Consider the following 22,731-nt stretch of genomic DNA (forward strand, 5'->3'; position numbering starts at 1 on the left):
TTTTTATGGCGCAATTTACCCTAATTGACTTTGAAGAACGTTTAATTGGAGGAATTGTGATGATAGCTAAAAACGATCGAATTAAAAGAATTACTATAACTGCCGTGATTGGTGCGATCTCATTTTTGTTAATGTTGATTTCATTTCCAATCATCCCATACATGAGTTATTTGAAATTGGATTTTTCGGATATTCCAATTTTGATTTGTTTGTTATTATTGGGACCGGGTGCAGCCATTGAAGCTGTGATACTTAAACTATTTATTTACTGGATGGTGATGGGTTTTTCACCACTTGAGTTAATTGGGTTGACCACCTCTCTTTTAGCCTCATTAACAATGATTTTGGTGTTTTACTTTTTGAGAAAATATTTATTTAAAAGTCACTGGATTGACTTTTTGATTGTTTTGGTTGAAACGCTGGCGTTAACAATTGTCATGAGTATTACCAATTTGTTCATTAGTACTCCACTGTATGTGAAACTAACAAATTTAAAGTTAGATTTTTCGCTTGCCAAAACGATTCTTTACGGAGTAGTTCCCTTTAACTTAATCAAGGGTATTGTGATTGGATTGATTTTTGTGATTATTGCAAAACAAATGCAGAAATGGATTAATAAGCGATCTTATCAAAAATGATTAATAATACAAATGAAGCTCTTGGTCTTTTCGTTTTTAGTGCAACCCAAAAACGAAGGGCTCGATTAATTGAAAACTTACTGTTAGGCAAGAAAACGGTAGCCACCTTATACTGGGCGATGAGATATGGTCTTTTAGACCTTCTTGGAGTTGGACGATATTTTAATAAAAACGAATTAGATGTTAAGTCTCTGATTAGTGCGAACTTGCTGGAAGAAGTTGAACATGGTCAGTTTAAATTAACGTCTGAAGGAGAAAAAGAAAGAGCAGAATTAGTTAAAATGATTGATGATTCTAATCTTTCTTTTTCATTACATACTTTTCAAAGGATTGATTTAGTTAGTTTTAAGCAACGATTGCAGTTGTTTGTTCAGATTATCTCAGAGCATGTCCATAACGTTAGACACTATTATCCAGTCAATGTTGATGGAGTGAATAAAGATTTTATTAAAAAATATTATCGACTGATTGATCGCAAGCAAGTTGGCACAGATTTAAAGAAAGAGTTGAAACGATTTTTATCCTTACTCGATCTAAATGACGCTGATTTATTTGCTCAAGGATTAGTTGGATTTAGTACTAATGGATTCACAATCCAGCAGATTGCACATAATTTAAACCAATCGTTAGTCAAAAGTTATATTGCTGATTTTATCAATTATGCAAAATTGGCGAACTTTGTTGAGCAAAGTGATCAATCTGTAATGGTTCCATTACTTAATGGTCTTTTCAAAAATCCAATTTCTGGTAGTGCTAAAAGGACTTTTGATGAATATGAACGATTGGGTAATATAAAAAAGGTTGAACAACTGCGAAATCTACGAGAGTCAACTGTCCTAGAACATCTTCTGGAAGTTGCAATTTACGTTGATTATGACAAGTTTCCTTATCGAAATTTCATTTCCCTTCAAATGGAAAGAAAAGTTAGGCGTATTCTACTTGGAACGGACGTTGATGACTGGGACTATCATCAATTACCAACTGACGTTTTAGAGCAGTTTAGTTTTTTTCAATTTAGATTACTTGAAATCAAACAGACAAAACAGGGAATTCATAATGAATAAGATGAAACTTGCTAAACAAATATTAAAAAACAAGTTTGGCTTTAGTGATTTTAAGCCTGGTCAAGATAAGACCATTTCTGCACTATTAAATGGCGCAAATGTTCTTTCAGTCATGCCAACTGGGGCAGGCAAATCATTAATATACCAGTTATATGGGTATTTAGTTAAGCGGCCGGTTGTGATTGTTTCGCCACTTATTTCTCTTATGGAAGATCAGGTTGGTCGAATGAACTTTATGGGAGAAAAGCGGGTGTGTGCTTTAAATTCAATGAACGATTGGTCGAAGCGACACCGGCTATTGAAGCATCTTGATCAGTTTCGTTATATTTTTGTTTCTCCAGAACTATTATCTAATTCTGATGTGCTTAACCGAATTAAGCAATTGAAAATTGGCTTATTGGTGATTGATGAAGCACATTGTATCTCTAAGTGGGGGCTTGATTTTCGTCCTGATTACCTGTCATTAAGACAGGTGATTCGTACGTTAGGACATCCGCAAACGCTAATGCTAACGGCAACTGCTTCAAAAAAAGTTCAAAGAGATATCATTAATTATTTGAAGTTAACTGACGTTCAAGAAATAATTGAAAATGTGGATCGGCCTAACGTTTTCCTTGCGGTTCATAAAAGTTCAAGTGAAAAAGATAAGCAAGCCTATCTTTTTAATTTAATTGAGAAACTCAAGTATCCCGGTATAATTTATTTCTCTAGCCGAGATAAGGCTTCGAAAGTTGCTTTGAAACTTAGAGAACAAACTGATATCAAAGTGGCAGCTTATCATGCCGGTCTTAGTAACGATGATCGGTATCGGATTCAGCATCAGTTTATGGATAATGAGCTTCAGGTCATCTGTGCAACCAGCGCCTTTGGAATGGGGATTGATAAATCAGACATCCGATTTGTAGTCCATTACCATATGCCGACTGATATGGAAAGTTATGTTCAAGAAATTGGCAGAGCTGGAAGAGACGGTAAACAGAGTATCGCAGTGTTACTTTACTCTAATGGTGATGAACAAATTGCACAGAGCTTAATTGTTAGGTCCATTCCTAATGATCAACAGATTGATAATTTCTTTTCAAATCCCAAAGCTAAAATGAGTGAGCAGAATAAGAAACTCCTTCAGTTCTATTTAAATCATGGGTATGGTAATGATGACGTCAAACAGATTTTTTCTGAGGTCACCCTTAAAAAGGATCAAAGTTTAAAGCAAGTTGTCCGGTACATTAATCATACTGGCTGTCGGCGAAAACTTCTGCTTTCTTTATTTGATGTGAACTTTGATGACCACACTGATGATTGTTGTGACTTTGGAAGTGAAAAGTTTGATTTAATGAGTCTTGGTTTGTTAAAAGACGTTAATAGTGAAAAGTCCAATTTAACTGGTACTTGGTATGAGATTTTGGACAAACTTTTTTAATAATAATTAGGCACAAAAAATGATATAATCACCATAGAAGTTTTGGAGGGATGTATTTATGAGGGACGACAAACATAAAGATAACAAAAAAAATGATCCATGGGATGATTCATTTTCAGATGATACCGATCCAGATGGAAATCTTTCAAGAACGGAGTATCGTAAGCACCATCGTAGTAATTCATTAGTCGTGATTATGCTGGTTTCTGTTATTGTAATTATTGCCCTTGTTGCACTTGTTTTTGGGCTTTCTAAGGAACGTGCGGTTGGAAATGGGAGTACCAGTGAAAAGACTCAGAGTAGTAAGATGCACCACGAAAAACTCAAAAAGAATAAAGATCAGAAATCAAAGAAACCGAAAGCAAACTCAGGTAGTGTTCAAAGTGAGGATACTACAAATGATAATACTGTTTCATCTGATGCTGGATCTGAAGAGGCTTCATCTTCATCCGTTCAAAACGAAACGGGAAGTAACCAAAGTAGTACGACTCCAAGTAGTGATTCATCATCTACTGCTAATAACTCGCAGCAACAAAAACCAGCCCAAACAACGAATGGCACTGATAATGCTGGTAGTAATGATTACGTTAAGGTTCAAAAAGGTCAGGGAGTTTATCGCGTAGCTACTAATGCGGGTATTAGTATGCAACAGTTATTAAAATTAAATGGACTTAGTTCATCCAGCCAGATTCATCCAGGACAAAGTTTAAGGGTTAAATAATTACAAATAAATGATAAGGATTGATTACATTTGGGTAAGAACGGCTTACAAGTTGCAATCGATGGACCTGCTTCAGCGGGTAAAAGCACGGTAGCTAAACTAGTTGCAAAAAAATTTCATTACATATATTGTGATACCGGTGCAATGTATCGATCAATTACGTTAAAAGCAATTAGACTAGGATTAGATTTAAATGATGAGAAGACCCTTCTTGATCTTTTAAAAAAAACCACGATTACTTTTGAACCGGGTGATTCAGTTCAAAAGGTCTTTGTTGACGGTAAAGAAGTTACAAATGATATTCGCAGTCCTCAGGTAACTAGTAATGTTTCAGCAGTTTCAGCACTTGGATCAATTCGTTTCGAATTAGTTAAAAGACAACAGGATTTGGCAAAAGATGGTGGAATCGTTATGGATGGTAGAGACATTGGCACGACGGTTCTACCAAAGGCAGATGTAAAGGTCTTTTTAATTGCCAGTGTTACGGAGCGAGCTGAGCGGAGATATAAAGAGGATCAAGCAAAGGGAATTTCGGTTAATCTCAATAAACTTAAAAAAGATATTGAGGAACGGGATTATAAGGATTCCCATCGAAAGATATCCCCATTAAAAAAAGCATCTGATGCTTTTGAAATTGATACCACTTCAATGTCGATTGATGACGTGGTTGCGGCAATTTCGCAATTAATCGAAAATAAAATTCAACAACTTTCAAATAATAAAGCCGATTAACTGGTATTTTATTTCCAACTAAGATAAAATAGCAATTAGAGTTGTTGCAAGGAGGAAATGTTTGATGAGTGAAAACGATACTAATGCAAACAAAGATTTATTAGCCGCTCTCGATAATATTAAGCAGGTAAACGTTGGTGATGTTGTTAATGGTGAAATTTTGGCCATTGATGATGACCAGCAATTAGTCGTGGGAATCGAAGGCGCTGGTGTTGAAGGAGTTATTCCAAGGAAAGAAATTTCCGCACAAAGGGAAGATAACCCAACTTCAAACTACAAAGTTGGAGACAAAGTTAAGGTTGTTGTTGTATCTCGAATTGGTGATGATAAGGAAGGTGGAAGTTACCTTCTTTCAATCAGAAGACTTGAGGCTCTCAAGGTTTGGGATGACATCAAGGAAAAAGCTGATAAGGGTGACACCATCAAAGTTACTGTTACTCGTGCGGTAAAAGGTGGTTTAGTGGTAAATGCTGACGGAGTTCGTGGATTTATTCCAGCTTCCATGATTACTGATCACTTTGTTGATGATTTAAATCAATTTAAAGGTCAAGAACTCGAAGTTAAGATTATTGAAGTTGTCCCTGAAGAGAATCGTTTGATTTTATCACATAGAGCGATTGCTGAAGCAGAACGTAAAGAAGCTCGTGATCGAATTATGAGCACACTAAAACCCGGAGATGTTGTTGAAGGGAAAGTTGCTCGTTTGACTAACTTTGGTGCCTTTGTCGATCTTGGTGGGATTGATGGACTTGTTCACGTTTCAGAAATTTCTTATGAACATGTTAACAAACCAAGTGATGTTCTGAAGGTTGGCGAAGAGGTTAAGGTTAAAGTTCTTTCAGTTGATCCTGATCGTAATCGTATTTCATTATCAATTAAACAAACTCAACCAGGTCCTTGGAGTGACATTGAAGAAAAAGCTCCTAAGGGAAGTATCCTTGATGGAAAAGTTAAGCGCTTAGTTGATTTTGGTGCTTTTGTTGAAGTTTTCCCTGGTGTTGAAGGATTAGTTCACATTTCACAAATTTCACATAAGCATATTGACAAGCCGAGTGATGTTTTGAAGTCTGGCGAAGACGTTAAAGTTAAAGTCCTTGACGTTCAACCTGAAGAACATCGATTAGCATTGTCAATGAAAGCTCTCGAAAAAGACCCCAGAGATGATCAAAAAACTCCAAAGAAAAATGTGAGTGATAATTCAACTAATAATGCTCCTGAAGAAGAGAATGGTTTTACGTTAGGTGACATTGTTGGAAATGAATTAAATGATGATGACAATGAGTAATTAGAAAATTATCCTTCATATTTATGAAGGATTTTTTTTATTCTCAAAATAAGAGGTGATATAAAATGGCAAAACCTACTGTAGCAATTGTTGGAAGACCAAACGTTGGTAAATCAACAATTTTTAATCGAATTGCTGGTGAACGAATTTCAATTGTTGAAGATACTCCTGGAGTGACCCGTGATCGTATTTATGCTCATGGGAGTTGGCTTGGTCACAATTTTAATTTGATCGACACTGGTGGAATTGAAGTTGCTGATGAACCATTTATTAAGCAAATTACTGATCAAGCAGAAATTGCGATTGATGAAGCTGATGTAATTATATTTATGGTAAATGGTAAGCAGGGAATGACTGACGCTGATGAACGAGTGGCCCAATTATTGTATCGATCTGATACACCAGTTGTATTGGCGGTTAATAAAATTGACAATCCCGAAAGTCGGGCCGACATTTATGATTTCTATGCTTTGGGGTTTGGTGACCCATATCCCATTTCGGGCTCTCACGGACTTGGTTTAGGGGATTTGTTAGATGCTGTTGTTAAGAATTTCCCAGAAAATGCTAACGAAGCTGACGATGATAGTATTAAATTTAGTGTGATTGGCCGACCAAATGTTGGCAAGTCATCACTTGTCAATGCTATTTTAGGAGAGAATCGGGTGATCGTATCAAATGTAGCTGGCACTACTCGCGATGCGATTGACACTAAGTTTGAAAATGATGGTCAAGAGTACACCATTGTTGATACCGCAGGAATTCGGAAACGTGGTAAGGTTTATGAAAAGACCGAGAAATACAGCGTAATGCGAGCTATGAGAGCAATTGATGGAAGTGATGTGACATTAATGGTTCTCAATGCAGAAGAAGGCATTAGAGAGCAAGACAAGCGGGTTGCTGGATATGCGCACGAGGCTGGCAAGGGTGTCATCATTGTCGTTAATAAATGGGACGCTTTAAAAAAAGATAATCACTCGCAACAACAATTTGAAGCTGATATTCGTGAGCAATTTCAGTATTTGGCTTACGCACCCATTATTTTTGTATCCGCAACGACCAAACAACATGTTAGTCAGTTACCATCTTTGATTAAACGAGTTAACGAAAACCATCAACGTCGAATCCAGTCGTCAACCTTAAATGATGTTATCATGGATTCAATCGCAATTACTCCAACACCAACCAGAAATGGGAAGCGACTTCGGATTTACTATGCTACCCAGGTTGCTGTTGGACCGCCAACGATTGTCTTGTTTGTAAATGATCCAGAACTACTTCATTTTTCGTACAAACGTTATTTGGAAAATCAAATTAGAAAAAATTTTGACTTTGCTGGGACACCAATTCACTTGATAGCAAGGCGTCGAAAGTAATGAGTAATGGTAACAACCTTCTAATCATAATTATATTAAAATTTTTTTAGTAAATGTTAATTATACTTCCATTATTTGTTGCAATGACACCATTCTTATGCTAAATTAAGACTAGAAATGATGTAGTAGTACATCATTTCCCCTGGCTTAATCTTTAACTTATTGGGTGTTTTTTACATAAAAAACATCTATTCAGGAGGTGAATACACATGGCCAACAAAGCAGAATTAGTTAATGATGTCGCAAAGGCAACTGGTTTAACTAAGAAAGATGCCACCGCAGCTTTGGATGCAGTTTTTGACTCAATCCAAGACAAGTTGACTCACGGTGAAAAGGTACAATTGATCGGTTTTGGTAATTTCGAAGTACGTAATCGTGCCGCTCGTAAGGGACGTAACCCCCAAACTGGTGCAGAAATTCAAATCCCTGCAAGTAAAGTACCTGCCTTTAAACCTGGTAAGGCTTTAAAGGAAGCTGTTAAATAGTTTTATTTAATAGTTTAACCAGTGCGCTTATGCGTACTGGTTTTTTTATTAGTAGGAGGACATGTGTAATGACTTATTCAGAGCAAGCCTTAGACGCCCTAAAAAAGGGTGATATGAGTCAATTTAACGATGACATCAAAAAAGCCAAGGTAAATGATAGTGATGATATGATTTATTCGTTAGCAGAAGAACTTTATTCATTAGGTTTTTTAAACGAATCGATTGATATATATAAAGATCTTTTAAAAAAATATCCTGAGGAAGACGAGTTAAGAACAAGTATTGCGGATATTTTGATTTCTGAAGGCAAGATTGATAAAGCGCTTAATTATTTAAGTGAGATTAAACCTGATTCACCAAATTATGTTAATGCTTTGATGGTTGAAGCTGATCTTTATCAAACTCAGGAAATGTATAACGTTAGTGAACAAAAGTTACTTGAAGCTGAAAAAATTGATCCAGACGAAAACGTAATTAAATTTGCCCTGGCTGAATTGTATTTTTCTACCGGACAATTTGATAAAGCCATTCCTATATACTTGGGAATAATTAAACAAGGTGTTTTGAACATTTCTTCAGTTAATTTGGTTGAAAGGTTAGGGGTGGCATACGCTAATGCAGGTCATTTTGAACAGGCTATTGGATATCTTGAACAGATTAAGCCCACTGATATGACGCCAGACGTCAAATTTGAAACGGGTTTTACTTACTTACAGTTGAAGAACTACGCTAAAGCGATTGAGATGTTCAAGCAGTTGCGAGAAGAGGATCCTCAGTATGCCTCAATGTATCCTTACTTAGGGGAAGCATACATTCAAATGAATGAACCTGAAAATGCTTTAAAGGTTTATCAGGAGGGTATGAGCGTTGATCAGTATAATGTCAATATGTACATTAAAGCCGCAGACGTTGCTGCTAAACTTTCAAAAGAAGATCTAGCCCTGAAGTATCTTAATAAGGGACATCAGGTTGATCCGGATAACATGGAATTAGTTATTAAGTTATCTAATTTGTACGTTAAGCAGGGTGAATATCAAAAAAATGTTGATTTTTTGAGCCCATACGTAAAAGAAGAAACCGATCCACAAATTTACTGGAATTTGGCGGTGTCTTATGCTCATCTTGAAAAGTATGATGATGCTCAAAAGTACTATGAGCGAGCTCTTCCGTACTTTGATGATAATCCTGATTTCTTACGTGAGGCGATTTTATTGTTCAGAGAGAATGGTCAAATTAAGGAAACCATTAAATTGTTAAAACATTATGTGAAACTTGTCCCGACTGATGATGAAATGGCATACATGCTTGAGGATTTAGAAGATTACGAGTAACAAAATAAGGATCAGAGTTGGATTTGATACTCTGATCCTTATTTTTGTGCTAATTTTTGATAATAGATTAGTGACGCTGGATCCATTCTTAAATCCTGTGCAAGAGTTTTGTCACTATCATTTGGATGTTGATTGAGGTAGTTAACGACGAATGCTTGGTATAGTGATTTGGGATTAAGATTCATTGCTAGGTATTCACTATCTGGCTTTAAGTATTTGTGAAGACCTGCAGATGTAATATGGCAGTTGGAAGCGATTCTTTGCTTTAAAAAGAGGTCCTTTGAATGATGACGAATTTGAAGCGGGGTAACAAATTTTTGAAAATTAGATAAAAAGGATTTTTCTTCAGGTGAAAAGTCAACGTGGTTTAATTCATGATAAAAGCCAGGTAAGAGAAACTCTGAAGATTGGTATCCCTTACTGATAAGTAACAGCGTCATTCTAGTGTAGTAGTGAACCTCAGGATCTTCGAGGATAGTTGGTAAAGAATAGATCCACTTGGTAATGTATGAATTATGTTCGTTTTTTTCCTTACTTTTAATGTTAATTGTAGGAAGATGGGTATTAAGGTGGTTGTTAAATAAGAATTTAAAATAGACGTTGATCTGAGATAAAACCTTGTTATAGGTATTGTTTCCGTTATTACGCTTAGAAATGATCATATCTAGATATTGCTCGATGTCTCGATCAAAGATTTGACTAACTCGGTGATCCGCTTGGTATCCCACGTTAAAATTAGATAAATAATTAAAAAGATCCGATAAGGTTTTGGAATACTCTCGAATGGTTACATTTGAGAGTTCTTTTTTTCTTAGATAACGTTCAAAATGATCTTGATATGGATAATTGTTACTCATGATTTGTCTCCTGTAATAAGTTACTTTAACTTAATTATAACACAAGAACCAGACACAAGCCTAACTTTTATATGATAATTTTGGTAGAATGAAATCAGTGAAGGTGTGTGGATCATGAAAATAGACAACTTACCAAGTGAATTTGATGATGCTAGAAGGGTTCTTCAGACAATTGAAGAAGCGGGATTTCAAGCTTATTTTGTTGGCGGATCAGTCCGTGACACTATTTTGCATGCACCAATTCATGACGTTGATATCGCAAGTAGTGCGTATCCTGAAGAAATTAAAACCATTTTCAAGAAGACAATTGATACTGGGATTGAACACGGAACCGTCACGGTGGTGCACGATGGTCGATCTTATGAAATCACGACGTTTCGGACTGAATCAGGATACCAAGATTATCGGCGTCCCGATCAAGTTACCTTTGTTCGATCACTTGAAGATGATTTAAAGCGTCGTGATTTTACTATCAATGCGCTTGCCATGAAAGAAAATGGTGAAATCATTGACTTGTTTGGTGGCTTAAATGATTTAAGAAATCATCTAATTAAGGCTGTTGGAGATCCAGAACAACGTTTTAATGAGGATGCTTTACGAATGATGCGTGCTGTTCGCTTTGCTAGTAAACTGAATTTTGCAATTGAAAAGAACACTTTTAATGCGATTAGTAAACATAGTTATCTATTAAAAAAGATTGCTGTGGAACGAATTAACGTGGAATTTGTAAAGATGATGCTAGGGATGGCTCCTGGCAGGGGGCTTAAACAGATGATCCAAACGAATTTAATTAAGTATGTTCCCGTCTTGGGTGATTATGTTTCTGAAATAGCTAGGTTAGGGTCACGTCCCATTTCAGAATACATTAATAATGAAGTTCAGGTTTGGTCCTTAATTGCATGTCAGTGCGAATTAAATAGTGAACAGATTGGACATCTGATGAAGAGTTGGAAGGGATCAAATAGGTTAACCGAGAACGTTAAACTAACGGTTAAAGCAACTTACAAGATTGTAAGTGATGTTTTAGATCCAGTAACGTCGTATAAAGTTGGTCGCATCAATCTTGATAACGCATGTCAAGTAGCCATGACCTTAGGTAAGGTAGTAAATATTGACCAAATAGAAAATGAATATGATCGCCTTCCGATTAAAAGTAAAAGTGAACTAAAAATTAACGGTAAAATGTTGATTGATAGAGGTTTTAAACCAGGTCCATTATTAGGAAATGTTCTTAATCAACTGGAACGTTCCGTTATAAGTGGCCAAATTAAAAATGATTCAGATTCACTACTTTCTGCATCGAAGCAAATAAATAATGATTAAAAATAATTGGAGCAGATATTGTGCAAACATTAAAAGCAGAAAACTTGACGAAGACGTATGGTGAAAAGACTTTATTTAAAAATCTTGACTTTATTATCAATGAACATGACCGAATTGGATTAATTGGAACGAATGGAAGTGGTAAATCGTCCCTTTTAAATACTATTTCTGGAATTGATCATGATGTTAATGGGACAATTACCACTTCTAAGTCGTACACAATTGGATACCTAAAGCAGGTTCCAGATTTAGATGAAAACCTAACTGTTATTGACGCTGTTTTTGCTGGTGATCAAAAGATTTTTAAAATCATCAGATCCTATGAACATGCACTTAAAAATTACTCTAAGCATCCGGAAAATTCAGATTTTGAAAAAAAGTTTGAGAATGCAGAAGCAAAAATGAATGAAGAGGATGCCTGGACGGCGGAAGTGGACGTTAAAAACATCCTTAATCAACTGAAAATTACCGATTTAGATCAAAAGGTGGGAAGCATGTCGGGTGGCCAGCAGAAACGAGTTGGATTAGCTCAGGTTTTAATTCAGTCACCTGATTTACTTTTATTAGATGAACCTACCAATCACTTGGATTTTGACTCGATTGACTGGTTGGAACGATTTTTGAGTAAATACAAGGGAGCTTTAGTATTTGTTACCCATGATCGTTATTTTTTGGATCAAATTGCTAATCAAATATGGGAATTATCATTTGGTAAACTTTATAAGTATCCCGGTAATTATCAAGATTATGTCCAGAGGAAGGCTGAACTTGATGAAGAGCAAGAGGCTGCCTCTCATAAGCAGCAACGGCTTTACAAACAAGAGTTAAAGTGGATGAAAAAAGGTGCTAAAGCTCGTTCCACTAAGCAACAAGCACGAATTAATCGATTTAACGATTTAAAAGCTGATGTTGATCAGGGCAATCCAATCGATGAAGATGTCGATATCACGATGGGTCAAAAACGGCTTGGTAAAAAAGTGATTGACATTAAACACGCTAACTTAACAATTGCTCATAAGCCAATTCTAAGAGATTTCAGCATGTTAATTCAAAATGGTGAACGAATCGGAATTAGTGGTGAAAATGGTGCCGGGAAATCAAGCTTTTTAAATGTAATTGCTGGAAAGCTTCCACTTCAGTCCGGTACCATTGATATTGGTGAAACCGTTAAAATGGCATATTATACACAAAAAATGGAGAAAATCCCGGAAGACAAACGTGTTATTAGTTATTTAACTGATATCGGTGAAAATGTGGTTGATAAGGATGGAAATAAGGTCAGCGTTACTAATTTATTAGAACAGTTCCTTTTTCCTAAATTTATGCATGGAACTTTGATCCGCAAGCTTTCAGGTGGAGAAAAAAGGCGCCTTTATTTACTGAAATTATTGATGGAGCAACCAAATGTGCTGCTTCTTGATGAGCCAACTAATAATCTCGATATTGGGACCTTAACGGTTCTAGAGGATTACATCAAGCACTTTAATGGGACAACGATTACAGTATCTCATGATCGTTACTTTCTTGATAAAGTAGCTGATCGATTATTGATTTTTGATGGGAATGCTAAAATTGAGCGTTATACTGGTCAATTTACTGATTATCTACAAAAAATGAAAATGCAAAGGAAACAGGTTCATCATGATAGTAAGAACCAAACCAATAGCCGATTAGATGAAGCTAAAGATAGCACTTCCGAGAAAAAAAGCACGAAATCGAAAACCAAGTTAACGTATGCTGAAAGAATTGAGTGGGATAAGATCGATGGCAAGATTAATTCTTTAGATCGTCAGACTAAAGATGTAAAAAAACAGATGCAAGAAAATAGTTCGGATTACGATAAGTTAGCAGAGTTACAACGAAATCTTGATGAATTAAATCAGAAATCGGATCAATTAATGAACCGATGGGAATATTTGAGCCAGTACGTTGATGAGTAGTTGTTTTTATTAAAAAAGGAAGAGATTAAAATGTTAGAGGATGCATATTTAAATCTAGAACGTTACGTTTTAGAGAATGGTCATAAAAAGTCAGATCGAACTGGTACCGGAACCATTAGTACGTTTGGGTATCAAATGCATTTTAACTTACAGGATGGCTTTCCACTTTTAACCACTAAGGCGGTTCCCTTTCGGTTGATTAAGTCAGAATTACTCTGGTTTTTGCGGGGTGATACTAACATTCGTTATTTACTTAAACATAATAATCATATTTGGGATGAATGGGCGTTTGAAAAATGGATTAATTCTGATGAATATCATGGACCAGATATGACTAATTTTGGTTTGCGTTCACAAAGTGATCCCGAATTTAGTGAAGAATACCAAAAGCAGAAAAAAATATTTTGTGAGCAGGTTTTAAATGACGATGATTTTGCCAAAAAATATGGCGATTTAGGCTTGGTTTATGGGAGTCAATGGCGTAACTGGAAAACGAGCAATGGTAAGGCCATTGACCAGATTAAAAATGTTATTAATACCATTAAAACTAATCCCGATTCCAGAAGAATGATTGTGAGTGCTTGGAATCCAGAAGATATTTCTAGTATGGCTCTTCCACCTTGTCATGTAATGTTTCAGTTTTACGTAAACGATGGCAAGTTAAGTTGCCAATTGTATCAGCGTAGTGGTGATATTTTTTTGGGAGTTCCATTTAATATCGCAAGTTATGCTTTACTTACTAGTTTAATTGCCAAAGAGGTCGGATTAATTCCTGGTGATTTTGTCCATACGTTGGGTGATGCTCATATTTACAGTAATCACATTGATCAAGTCAAAGAGCAGTTAACGAGAAAGCCACACCCAGCTCCACATCTATGGCTAAATCCCAATAAGGAAAGTATTTTTGATTATGATATGGATGATATTAAGGTGGTTGATTATCACCACGACAAGCCAATTAAAGCGTCAGTGGCAGTATAGGAGATTATTATGTTAGCTTATATTTGGGCAGAATCAAATGGACATGTCATTGGAAAAGATGGTAAATTACCCTGGCACTTGCCGGATGACATGCAATTTTTTAAACGTAATACGATCGATCATCAAATTCTAGCTGGTAGAACCACGTATGATAGTTTTAAAAGACCATTACCAAGACGCAAAAATTTGGTTTTGACTCACCGCCCGCAGAGTGATTTTCCGAGTGGGGTTGTGACCTTTAAAACGGTTGATGAATTTTTGAAGTATGCAAAAAGATACCCTAATGAAATGATATTTGTGGTTGGTGGAACGTCCGTATTTGAAGATTTGTTGCCGTTTGTTGATTATCTATATCGTACTAGTATCAATCATGATTTTGATGGGGATGTTAAAATGATTGATATTGATTATTCTCAATTTGAATTAGAAAAGAAGATTTCCGGAAAAGTTGATGAACATAATGTTTATCCGCATACTTTTGAGATATTTAAGCGTAAGAAATAAGAGGTAAGAAATTGAGAAAAAGTTTTTATGAGTTTTTAATGACTAGAAGACATCCAGGGAGTTCTGATCCAATTGCGGAATTTGCTAATAATGCGTTCTTTGATCAATTATTTCCAAAGCAAGAGGATAATTTTGAAAGGCTTTCTAAGTACTTGGAGGAAAATGCTGGTTATTTACCATCCATGACAATTTTTGATGATGCATGGAAAGAGTATCTTGCCTACCTCGATTAACGATAAAGGAGCAGTAAATGGGAAGTAATATACAATGGTTTCCTGGACACATGGCGAAAGCTATTCGTCAGTTTGAGGAAAATGTCCATGTTGTTGATATTATTTTTGAATTGGTTGATGCAAGGATTCCGTATTCATCGATTAATCCAGAGATTAAGCGGGTATCAGGTAATAAGCCACGCTTGTTTATTTTAACTAAATCTGATTTAGCTGATCCAAAGATGACTAAAGAATGGTTAGATTACTTTAATAGTACGGGATTATCGGCCATCTCAATTGATTCAAAATCACGTGGAGTCAGAAATAAGATTGAGACTGCTGCTCGGAAAGTTCTGAAGGATAAGTTAGAGCAATCGCAAGCAAAGGGCCTAAAGAAAGACATCATTAAAGCTATCTGTGTGGGAGTTCCGAACGTAGGCAAGTCAACTTTGTTGAATCAGTTAGTTAGTAAAAGATCAGCAGCGGTTGGCAATCGTCCAGGAGTAACTAAGGGCCAACAATGGTTAACCTCCAGTAAAACGATGGAATTATTAGATACTCCCGGAATATTGTGGCCGAAGTTTCAAAATCAGGAGATTGCTGATAAATTAGCGTTAACGGGAGCAATTAAGGAGAGTATTTATCATCCTGATGATATTGCTTTATTTGCACTTCATTTTTTTCGTAGTCACCATAGCGACGAGATCTTGAGACGTTATCATTTGGGTCCGTCTGATTTAAATCTAAGTGATGTTGAGTTATTACTTAAAATTACTGAAAAGATTGGAATGAAAGACGATTACGACCGAGCCAGCGTCAGGATTATTAATGATGTTCAAAGGGGAAAATTAGGACGTTTTACGTTAGATTCCCTTGAACTGGTGGAAAGAAATGAGCATGGCAATGACGATTAGAGAAATTTCTGAGCGGTTTGCTAACGTTGATAATGTTAGTGATCCGCTTTTTGTCCGCTTTGGGGATGATCCACGAATTGGAGTTCAAAGAATTATTAAGAGAACGTTGAAGCGAATTAATACCCAGACCGAGAAAAAACGTGATTTTTTAACCAGACTTAAATATGAAAAAGAAATATGGCAACGCGGGGTGAAGTATATTGCTGGCGTTGATGAAGTGGGCAGAGGGCCGCTTGCTGGTCCAGTAGTCGCTGGTGCGGCAATTTTACCAGTTGACTTTGATCTTATTGACGTCAATGATTCCAAAAAATTAAGTGATGAAAAAAGACGAGAACTAGTTCCAAAAATCAAAAAGGAAGCGATTGCTTACAACTGTTTTGCGGTTTCAAGTCAGATGATTGATCAAGTCAATATTTATGAAGCAACTAGAATTGCCATGAAAAACGTAATTAGTATGTTAGATCCACAGCCAGGTCATATTATTGTGGACGCCATGACAATTGATGACAGTATTCCGCAGACTAGGTTGATTAAGGGAGACTCAAAATCAGTTAGTGTTTCTGCTGCTAGTATCCTTGCTAAGGTTTTTCGAGACGATTTAATGAATGAATACGCTCGTAAGTATCCTGGATATGGATTCGAACGAAATGCGGGTTATGGAACCAAAGAACATTTACGGGCTTTAGATAAACTTGGACCGACCCCAATTCATCGCAAGACTTTTTCACCAGTATTAAAAACAATCAATCATTAATTTACGTATTTATCCATAGACAAACCAGGAGGTAGAAAATGGATAAACGGAAATTATTGCTTAGAATCAAGTTATGTCGTGGGATTGGGATTAAAGGCGAAGCAATTCTTGCACGGTGGGTTAAGGGGACTTCAGTTGAAAACATGTCTTTATCTGAGGTTGAAGGTGAATTAATCAATCTATTAAAACGTCATCATTTGCAGACAACGAAGTTTAAGAATTCATTTTTAAGTAGTGAGTTAGAGCGATCTTTTCGTTTGAACCAAAAGTGTCATTGGATGACCATTCTTGATGATGGTTATCCTGAACAACTTGCTGATATTTATTGCGCGCCAATTGTGCTCTTTTATGTGGGTGACGTGTCGTTACTTACAACACGTTCGATTTCTGTGGTAGGTGCACGACAGTGTACAAGTTATTCAATCGCAGCAATTAAGGATATTATTACGCGTCCAGTACTTAAAAAGTTTACGATTGTGTCTGGTCTGGCTAAGGGAGTTGATTGTTTAAGTCATCAGTGCGCTTTAGCACATGATGGCCGTACCATTGCGGTGATTGGAACAGGCCTCGACCGTTTTTATCCCGCTGAATGTACGCAGCTTCAGGATAATTTGATGAGAACCAACCTGGTTATCAGTGAGTATCCATTAGGAAGTAGGCCCTTAAAATACCATTTTGTGGAACGAAATCGCATCATTGCTGGCCTTTGCGAAAAATTAATTGTTGTTGAGGCAAAGCAAAGGTCAGGAAGTTTAATTACTGCTAGTTTGGCTTTGTCTGAAAATCGGGATGTCCTTGCCATACCAGGCAATATTACTTCTCCACTTTCTAAGGGTTGTAATCAACTAATTGCTTCTGGAGCACGTCCTTGTTTGAGTGATAATGATGTTTTGGAAGATTCTTTAGTTTGACAGGTCTTTAAAACTGCAATATGATATGGAAGAAATTTAAACGGAAATTATCATGTATTAATGAAGAAAAAAATAACGAGGATAATTTTAATGGCCACAACTTCTGTAGCAAAGACAAAGAAAACAACTAAAACAAAAAAACGTAAAGCAAGTTCAAGAAAGAAAAAGTTAGTGATTGTCGAATCGCCAGCTAAAGCAAAGACAATTCAAAAGTATCTAGGAAGTACCTATAAGGTCGTAGCAAGTAAAGGACACGTTCGTGATCTCCCTAAGAGTAGGATGGGCGTGGACATTGAAGACGATTTTAAACCTGATTACATTTCAATTAGGGGGAAGGGTGACGTAATTAAAATGCTAAAGTCTGAGGCTAAGAAGTCGAAGATGATTTATTTAGCATCTGACCCTGATCGTGAGGGTGAGGCAATTGCCTGGCATGTTTCCCACGTGTTGAATCTTGACGTTAATGATCAAAATCGCGTGGTCTTTAACGAAATTACCAAGGATACCGTTAAGGATGCTTTTAAACATCCAAGAACGATCGATATGAATCTCGTGGATGCTCAACAAGCACGTCGGGTTTTGGATCGATTAGTGGGATATTCGATTTCTCCACTGCTTTGGAAAAAAGTAAAAAAGGGATTAAGTGCCGGACGGGTACAGTCAGTAGCATTGTGGTTAGTGATTGATCGGGAACGTCAGATTAGAAAATTTGAGCCAGAAGAATACTGGACAATCGATTCTGAATTTAAGTCTGGGCGTTCAAAGTTTAAAGCTAGTTTCTACGGTCTTAATGGCAAGAAAGCGAAACTTGCGAATAATGATGATGTACAAAAAGTTTTAAAACAAATTGATCCAAAAGCTGATTTTGATATTACAAAAGTCACTAAAAAAGAACGGCGGAGACAACCGAACGCACCATTCACAACTAGTACTCTTCAACAAGATGCTAACCGGAAATTAAATTTTAAGACTGGACGAACAATGATGGCTGCCCAGCAACTTTATGAGGGAATTAATATTGGCAAAGAAGGAAGCCAGGGTCTCATTACTTATATGAGAACTGATTCAACAAGAATCTCATCAATTGCTAAGCATGAGGCAGCTACCTTTCTTCATGAAAAGTATGGGGCAGAATACTCTGCTAATAAACCAATTAAGGGGAAAATGCCAGAAGGCGCTCAGGATGCGCACGAAGCAGTCCGACCTACATCTGTTTATCGGACTCCTGCAAACATTAAACAATATCTTACTAAGGATCAATATAAACTTTACAATTTAATTTGGTCACGATTTGTAGCTAGTCAAATGACTCCAGCAATTATGGATACTGAAACAGTAACCATTGAACAAAATGGTGTAACGTATCGTGCTAACGGCTCAAAGATGAAATTTGAAGGTTTTTTGAAAGTCTATTCAAATGGGAAAGAGAAAGATAATATCTTGCCTGATTTAAATAGTGGTGACACCGTTAAATTATCTAAAAATAATCCAGACCAACACTTTACTCAACCACCAGCTCGATACACTGAAGCCAATCTGATTAAAACTTTAGAAGAGAATGGAGTGGGGCGTCCATCTACCTATTCGCCAACATTAGGTACAATTCAAAAACGTTATTACGTTAAACTAGTTGGAAAACGATTTGAACCAACCGAACTCGGTGAGATTGTAAATAAAATTATTGAAGAGTACTTTCCTGACATTGTCAACGTTGATTTCACGGCTGATGTCGAAGGAAAATTGGATGAGATCGAAGAAGCTAAAGAAAAATGGGTTGAAGTTGTAGATCACTTCTATCAACCATTTTCAAAAGAAGTTGATCATGCGGAACAGCTTATGGAAGATGTTCAAATTAAGGATGAATTAGCCGGGTTTAACTGTGAGATATGTGGTGCGCCGATGGTCGTAAAGATGGGGAAGTATGGCAAGTTTTACGCTTGTTCACGCTTTCCTGATTGCCGCAATACTCAAGCAATTGTCAAAGAAATTGGTGTAACTTGTCCGAAGTGTAAGAAAGGCCAAGTTATTGAACGTAAAACAAAAAAGAATCGGTTGTTTTATGGATGTTCACGTTATCCTGAATGTGACTTTGTTTCATGGGATAAGCCAATTGGACGAGATTGTCCAAAGTGTGGTCATTTCTTGGTTGAAAAAAAGGTTCGCGGTGGCATGCAAGTGATTTGTCCAAACGGCGATTATAAAGAAGACATTCAGAAATAATTAAAATAGCTGTTCCTCGGAACGGTTTTATTTATAAGGTAAAATGTAAAAAGTTACTTTAACTTAGGAAAAACTAATGCAAAACAAAAAACTAATCAAACTATTCGTAAAATATATTGTAAACGAACGTCAATATTCAAAAGACACGGCTAAAGCTTACGAAGACGATCTTGAGGAATTTAATGTATTTCTACAGACGTCAGGAAATGCTAAAAGCTTTAAAAATATCGACAATTTTGACGTTGAAGTTTTCTTAGGTACTTTGCACGATAGAGGAGATGAGAATAGCACCATCGCTCGTAAAATTTCTTCATTAAGGTCTTTTTTTAATTTTTTGCTAAACAATGAACTAATTTCGGACAATCCGTTTGAATATGTTCACATAAAAAAGCATAATAAGCATTTACCAAGATTCTTTTATCAAAAAGAATTAGACATTCTTTTTAAAACAGCCGCAAGTAATCAGGACAAACGAATTGCTACTCGTGACAGTGCCATTCTTGAGGTTCTATACGGGACGGGAATGAGAGTCAGTGAGTGCTCCAATCTTGATATTAACGACATTGATTTTGATAATCGAATCATGCTTGTTTTAGGTAAGGGAAACAAGGAACGTTATCTGCCATTTGGAAGGTATGCTAAAAGTGCTATTTTACGATATATGGAGAAATGCCGAACGCCAATTATGCGTAAATATCATAAAGACCATCTTTACTTATTTATCAATCAGCATGGTGATAAACTGTCAAGCCGCGGTATTGAATACATTTTAGATGGAATTATGAAAAGAAGTGGTCTTAATAGTTCAATTCATCCTCACATGCTTCGTCATACATTTGCCACTCAAATGTTGAATAATGGAGCTGATCTTAGAACTGTTCAGGAATTGCTTGGTCATTCTGATTTATCTACAACCCAAATTTATACTCATGTTACCAAAGAAGGACTACTTAAGAACTACCAGAAGTTCTTTAAGCGTCCTGATGAAGATAATCCAAACTAACTTTTGAAGGGAATTTAATTATGACAGGAAAATTTGAAGCTACCACAATTTGCGCCATCAGACATAATGGTCACGTTGCACTAGCTGGTGACGGTCAAGTTACTATGGGAGAAAAAGTTATCATGAAGGGAACCGCACATAAAATCCGTCGGATCTTTGATGGGAAAGTTGGAGTCGGTTTTGCTGGAAGTGTTTCTGATGCATTTAACCTAGAAGAAAAGTTTGAAAAAAAGTTGAAAGAATATAGCGGCAACTTAAAAAGAGCTTCAGTAAAATTAGCTCAAGAATGGCGCGGCGATCAACAGTTACAAAAACTTGAGGCCATGCTAATTGTTGCCGATCATGATAATTTGCTTTTAGTATCTGGTTCAGGAGAAGTAATTGAGCCAGACGATGATATTTTAGCAATTGGATCTGGTGGTAATTTTGCATTAGCAGCAGCCACTGCAATGAAACATAAGGCGCCTGAAATGTCAGCTGAAGAAATTGCCAAAGCTGCTATTAACATTGCTGCTGACATTGATATTTTTACTAATCACAATGTAATTTCTGAAGAACTATAAACCGAGGTATTAATTAATGACAAAAGAAGAACAAATGACACCAAAAGAAATTGTTTCCCAATTAGATAATTATATTGTTGGACAGGACGATGCTAAGAAGTCTGTAGCAATCGCGTTGCGTAATCGTTACCGTCGTCTTCAATTAAGCCCACAGATGCAAGAGGACATTACTCCTAAAAACTTATTGATGATCGGTCCCACTGGAGTTGGTAAGACAGAAATTGCACGTCGTTTGGCTAAGATTGTAGACGCTCCATTTGTCAAAGTAGAAGCAACCAAATTCACTGAAGTTGGATACGTTGGTGGAGATGTTAATTCAATGGTTCGTGATTTAGTTGAGAGCTCAGTTCAAATGGAAAAGAAAATTGAGTTTAAAAACGTTAGACGTGAAGCTGAAAAGAAAGCGAATAAGGACTTGGCTGAGATCATTTCACGCGAAGAAAATCACGTAGATGATCCAGAAGCAATCGCAAATAACGATAAAAAATTAGAAGATACGGTCAAAGAGTTTAATAAGGCGTTTAAGAAGGGTAAGCCAATTGATCTATCTTGGTTAACTCAAAAAGATCCCTTCATGGATAATGACGAAAAGAATAAAATTAAAAATGATGCCGATCAAATTTTAAATCAAATTGAAAACGGCGAGTTAGAGGACCATGAAGTTAAAATCTCCATTGATGACCCAGCAACTGCACTAAACGCGGACAACAGCAAAATGGAACAAATGGGAATTAACTTGCAGGGATTAGAGAGTATGCTGCCGAAGAAGCAAGTTGAAAGAGTCCTTCCGTTAAAAGAAGCTCGTGAAGCATTAATCAATCAAGAATCAGAAACACTAATTGACGATGCCAAAGTGAATGGCTCAGCAATTAAACGTGCCGAAAATACCGGGATTATTTTTATAGATGAAATTGATAAATTGACTGGTGGAAACAAACAAACTCGTGGAGAAGTGTCAAGAGAAGGTGTTCAACGAGACATTTTACCAATCGTTGAAGGTGTAAATGTAAATACTAAGTATGGAGTCATAAATACCAATCACATCTTGTTTATCGGTTCCGGTGCTTTTGCTGATAGTAAGCCTTCAGATTTAATTCCTGAACTGCAAGGTCGATTTCCAATTCGAGTAGAATTAAATGATCTAAGTAAGAATGACTTTGTTAAAATTTTAACTGAACCGAGTGATGCATTAATTAAGCAATATGTAGCATTAATTGGGACGGATAATATTAAAGTAACTTTTACTAAGGAAGCAATTGAAAAAATTGCTGATATTGCATATTCTGTTAACCATGATACTGATAATATCGGGGCTAGACGGCTTCACACAATTCTAGAAAAATTACTTGAAGATATTTTGTATGAAGGACCAGATATGCATATGGGTGATATTACGATTAACCAACAATACGTTGAAGACAAAGTTGGTAATCTTGCGGCTGATGAAAATATAGCACGATATATTTTATAGTTTCTACATTTTGTGAAATAATATATAAA

The 22,731-nt window shown here is 36.4% G+C and carries 22 protein-coding genes; 21 read left to right on the forward strand and 1 reads right to left on the reverse strand.

Translation table 11 applies throughout. The annotated features are described in order from the left end of the window. Positions 1-5 precede the first annotated feature (5 nt). From AC6UDG_RS03830 to AC6UDG_RS03870, 9 genes are all read left to right on the forward strand, one after another. The gene (locus AC6UDG_RS03830) at positions 6-638 is read left to right on the forward strand and encodes an ECF transporter S component (protein WP_500693785.1); all 633 of its coding nucleotides are present in this window, start codon (positions 6-8) and stop codon (positions 636-638) included. Beyond that, positions 635-1,702, forward strand: coding sequence for a helix-turn-helix domain-containing protein (locus tag AC6UDG_RS03835; protein ID WP_500706453.1), 1,068 nt, complete (start codon positions 635-637; stop codon positions 1,700-1,702). Before AC6UDG_RS03830 ends, AC6UDG_RS03835 begins: the two co-directional genes overlap by 4 nt. Beyond that, positions 1,695-3,122 carry a RecQ family ATP-dependent DNA helicase gene (locus tag AC6UDG_RS03840; RefSeq protein WP_500706455.1) on the forward strand — a complete coding sequence of 476 codons (1,428 nt, stop codon included), beginning with the start codon at positions 1,695-1,697 and terminating at the stop codon, positions 3,120-3,122. The genes AC6UDG_RS03835 and AC6UDG_RS03840 overlap by 8 nt, the downstream gene beginning before the upstream one ends. A gap of 58 nt (positions 3,123-3,180) precedes the next feature. Continuing rightward, complete coding sequence (locus AC6UDG_RS03845) at positions 3,181-3,843, forward strand: LysM peptidoglycan-binding domain-containing protein (protein WP_500706457.1); 663 nt, start codon at positions 3,181-3,183, stop codon at positions 3,841-3,843. Positions 3,844-3,873: 30 nt separating this feature from the next. Further along, a complete protein-coding gene (gene cmk, locus AC6UDG_RS03850; protein ID WP_500706459.1) occupies positions 3,874-4,575 on the forward strand; it encodes a (d)CMP kinase in 702 nt (233 codons plus the stop codon). A gap of 64 nt (positions 4,576-4,639) precedes the next feature. After that, on the forward strand, positions 4,640-5,860 hold the full coding sequence (gene rpsA, locus AC6UDG_RS03855; protein ID WP_500706461.1) for a 30S ribosomal protein S1: 1,221 nt from the start codon (positions 4,640-4,642) through the stop codon (positions 5,858-5,860). A 65-nt stretch (positions 5,861-5,925) separates the two neighbouring features. Next, positions 5,926-7,233, forward strand: coding sequence for a ribosome biogenesis GTPase Der (gene der, locus AC6UDG_RS03860; protein WP_500706463.1), 1,308 nt, complete (start codon positions 5,926-5,928; stop codon positions 7,231-7,233). Positions 7,234-7,442: 209 nt separating this feature from the next. After that, positions 7,443-7,718, forward strand: a complete 276-nt coding sequence (gene hbs / locus AC6UDG_RS03865) for a non-specific DNA-binding protein Hbs (RefSeq protein WP_010021419.1) — start codon at positions 7,443-7,445, stop codon at positions 7,716-7,718. 68 nt (positions 7,719-7,786) lie between these two features. Beyond that, positions 7,787-9,049 carry a tetratricopeptide repeat protein gene (locus tag AC6UDG_RS03870; RefSeq protein WP_500706466.1) on the forward strand — a complete coding sequence of 421 codons (1,263 nt, stop codon included), beginning with the start codon at positions 7,787-7,789 and terminating at the stop codon, positions 9,047-9,049. A 38-nt stretch (positions 9,050-9,087) separates the two neighbouring features. Here the strand turns inward: AC6UDG_RS03870 and AC6UDG_RS03875 are convergent, their stop codons facing one another. Then, positions 9,088-9,906: a site-specific integrase gene (locus tag AC6UDG_RS03875; protein WP_500693777.1), complete on the reverse strand. Its 819-nt coding sequence runs from the start codon at positions 9,904-9,906 to the stop codon at positions 9,088-9,090. Positions 9,907-10,020: 114 nt separating this feature from the next. On the opposite strand from AC6UDG_RS03875, the gene AC6UDG_RS03880 reads away from it, so the two are divergent. The 12 genes from AC6UDG_RS03880 to hslU all read left to right on the forward strand — a co-directional run bounded on the left by AC6UDG_RS03880 (position 10,021) and on the right by hslU (position 22,702). Beyond that, positions 10,021-11,229, forward strand: a complete 1,209-nt coding sequence (locus AC6UDG_RS03880) for a CCA tRNA nucleotidyltransferase (RefSeq protein ID WP_500706467.1) — start codon at positions 10,021-10,023, stop codon at positions 11,227-11,229. A gap of 20 nt (positions 11,230-11,249) precedes the next feature. After that, positions 11,250-13,169: an ABC-F family ATP-binding cassette domain-containing protein gene (locus AC6UDG_RS03885; protein WP_500706469.1), complete on the forward strand. Its 1,920-nt coding sequence runs from the start codon at positions 11,250-11,252 to the stop codon at positions 13,167-13,169. Positions 13,170-13,199: 30 nt separating this feature from the next. Then, positions 13,200-14,150: a thymidylate synthase gene (locus AC6UDG_RS03890; protein WP_500706471.1), complete on the forward strand. Its 951-nt coding sequence runs from the start codon at positions 13,200-13,202 to the stop codon at positions 14,148-14,150. Between the two features lie 9 nt (positions 14,151-14,159). After that, entirely contained in the window at positions 14,160-14,654 is a 495-nt protein-coding gene (locus AC6UDG_RS03895) for a dihydrofolate reductase (RefSeq protein WP_500693773.1), read from the forward strand. Between the two features lie 11 nt (positions 14,655-14,665). Further along, complete coding sequence (locus tag AC6UDG_RS03900; protein ID WP_500693772.1) at positions 14,666-14,887, forward strand: YozE family protein; 222 nt, start codon at positions 14,666-14,668, stop codon at positions 14,885-14,887. A 17-nt stretch (positions 14,888-14,904) separates the two neighbouring features. After that, positions 14,905-15,780, forward strand: a complete 876-nt coding sequence (gene ylqF / locus AC6UDG_RS03905) for a ribosome biogenesis GTPase YlqF (protein ID WP_500706473.1) — start codon at positions 14,905-14,907, stop codon at positions 15,778-15,780. Beyond that, a complete protein-coding gene (gene rnhB, locus AC6UDG_RS03910) occupies positions 15,770-16,534 on the forward strand; it encodes a ribonuclease HII (protein WP_500706475.1) in 765 nt (254 codons plus the stop codon). The genes ylqF and rnhB overlap by 11 nt, the downstream gene beginning before the upstream one ends. 38 nt (positions 16,535-16,572) lie before the next feature. Beyond that, a complete protein-coding gene (dprA, locus tag AC6UDG_RS03915) occupies positions 16,573-17,445 on the forward strand; it encodes a DNA-processing protein DprA (RefSeq protein ID WP_500706478.1) in 873 nt (290 codons plus the stop codon). Between the two features lie 90 nt (positions 17,446-17,535). After that, positions 17,536-19,665, forward strand: coding sequence for a type I DNA topoisomerase (topA, locus tag AC6UDG_RS03920; protein WP_500695636.1), 2,130 nt, complete (start codon positions 17,536-17,538; stop codon positions 19,663-19,665). 76 nt (positions 19,666-19,741) lie between these two features. Next, entirely contained in the window at positions 19,742-20,668 is a 927-nt protein-coding gene (gene xerC, locus AC6UDG_RS03925) for a tyrosine recombinase XerC (protein WP_500695637.1), read from the forward strand. A gap of 20 nt (positions 20,669-20,688) precedes the next feature. Beyond that, a complete protein-coding gene (gene hslV / locus AC6UDG_RS03930; protein ID WP_500706480.1) occupies positions 20,689-21,231 on the forward strand; it encodes an HslVU peptidase proteolytic subunit in 543 nt (180 codons plus the stop codon). 16 nt (positions 21,232-21,247) lie between these two features. Continuing rightward, entirely contained in the window at positions 21,248-22,702 is a 1,455-nt protein-coding gene (gene hslU / locus AC6UDG_RS03935) for an ATP-dependent protease ATPase subunit HslU (RefSeq protein WP_500695639.1), read from the forward strand. The last annotated feature ends 29 nt before the right edge of the window (positions 22,703-22,731 follow it).

The sequence above is a fragment of the Fructilactobacillus sp. X2R1C1 genome, from assembly GCF_059901435.1.

Bases quoted from the DNA above. Each gene is read 5' to 3' on its own strand.
- rpsA (WP_500706461.1), top strand. From the start codon at position 4,640: ATGAGTGAAAACGATACTAATGCAAACAAAGATTTATTAGCCGCTCTC.
- AC6UDG_RS03840 (WP_500706455.1), top strand. From the start codon at position 1,695: ATGAATAAGATGAAACTTGCTAAACAAATATTAAAAAACAAGTTTGGC.
- AC6UDG_RS03875 (WP_500693777.1), bottom strand. From the start codon at position 9,906: ATGAGTAACAATTATCCATATCAAGATCATTTTGAACGTTATCTAAGA.
- AC6UDG_RS03845 (WP_500706457.1), top strand. From the start codon at position 3,181: ATGAGGGACGACAAACATAAAGATAACAAAAAAAATGATCCATGGGAT.
- AC6UDG_RS03895 (WP_500693773.1), top strand. From the start codon at position 14,160: ATGTTAGCTTATATTTGGGCAGAATCAAATGGACATGTCATTGGAAAA.
- der (WP_500706463.1), top strand. From the start codon at position 5,926: ATGGCAAAACCTACTGTAGCAATTGTTGGAAGACCAAACGTTGGTAAA.
- AC6UDG_RS03880 (WP_500706467.1), top strand. From the start codon at position 10,021: ATGAAAATAGACAACTTACCAAGTGAATTTGATGATGCTAGAAGGGTT.
- AC6UDG_RS03890 (WP_500706471.1), top strand. From the start codon at position 13,200: ATGTTAGAGGATGCATATTTAAATCTAGAACGTTACGTTTTAGAGAAT.
- hbs (WP_010021419.1), top strand. From the start codon at position 7,443: ATGGCCAACAAAGCAGAATTAGTTAATGATGTCGCAAAGGCAACTGGT.
- hslV (WP_500706480.1), top strand. From the start codon at position 20,689: ATGACAGGAAAATTTGAAGCTACCACAATTTGCGCCATCAGACATAAT.
- ylqF (WP_500706473.1), top strand. From the start codon at position 14,905: ATGGGAAGTAATATACAATGGTTTCCTGGACACATGGCGAAAGCTATT.
- AC6UDG_RS03830 (WP_500693785.1), top strand. From the start codon at position 6: ATGGCGCAATTTACCCTAATTGACTTTGAAGAACGTTTAATTGGAGGA.
- dprA (WP_500706478.1), top strand. From the start codon at position 16,573: ATGGATAAACGGAAATTATTGCTTAGAATCAAGTTATGTCGTGGGATT.
- AC6UDG_RS03835 (WP_500706453.1), top strand. From the start codon at position 635: ATGATTAATAATACAAATGAAGCTCTTGGTCTTTTCGTTTTTAGTGCA.
- topA (WP_500695636.1), top strand. From the start codon at position 17,536: ATGGCCACAACTTCTGTAGCAAAGACAAAGAAAACAACTAAAACAAAA.
- AC6UDG_RS03870 (WP_500706466.1), top strand. From the start codon at position 7,787: ATGACTTATTCAGAGCAAGCCTTAGACGCCCTAAAAAAGGGTGATATG.
- rnhB (WP_500706475.1), top strand. From the start codon at position 15,770: ATGACGATTAGAGAAATTTCTGAGCGGTTTGCTAACGTTGATAATGTT.
- hslU (WP_500695639.1), top strand. From the start codon at position 21,248: ATGACAAAAGAAGAACAAATGACACCAAAAGAAATTGTTTCCCAATTA.
- xerC (WP_500695637.1), top strand. From the start codon at position 19,742: ATGCAAAACAAAAAACTAATCAAACTATTCGTAAAATATATTGTAAAC.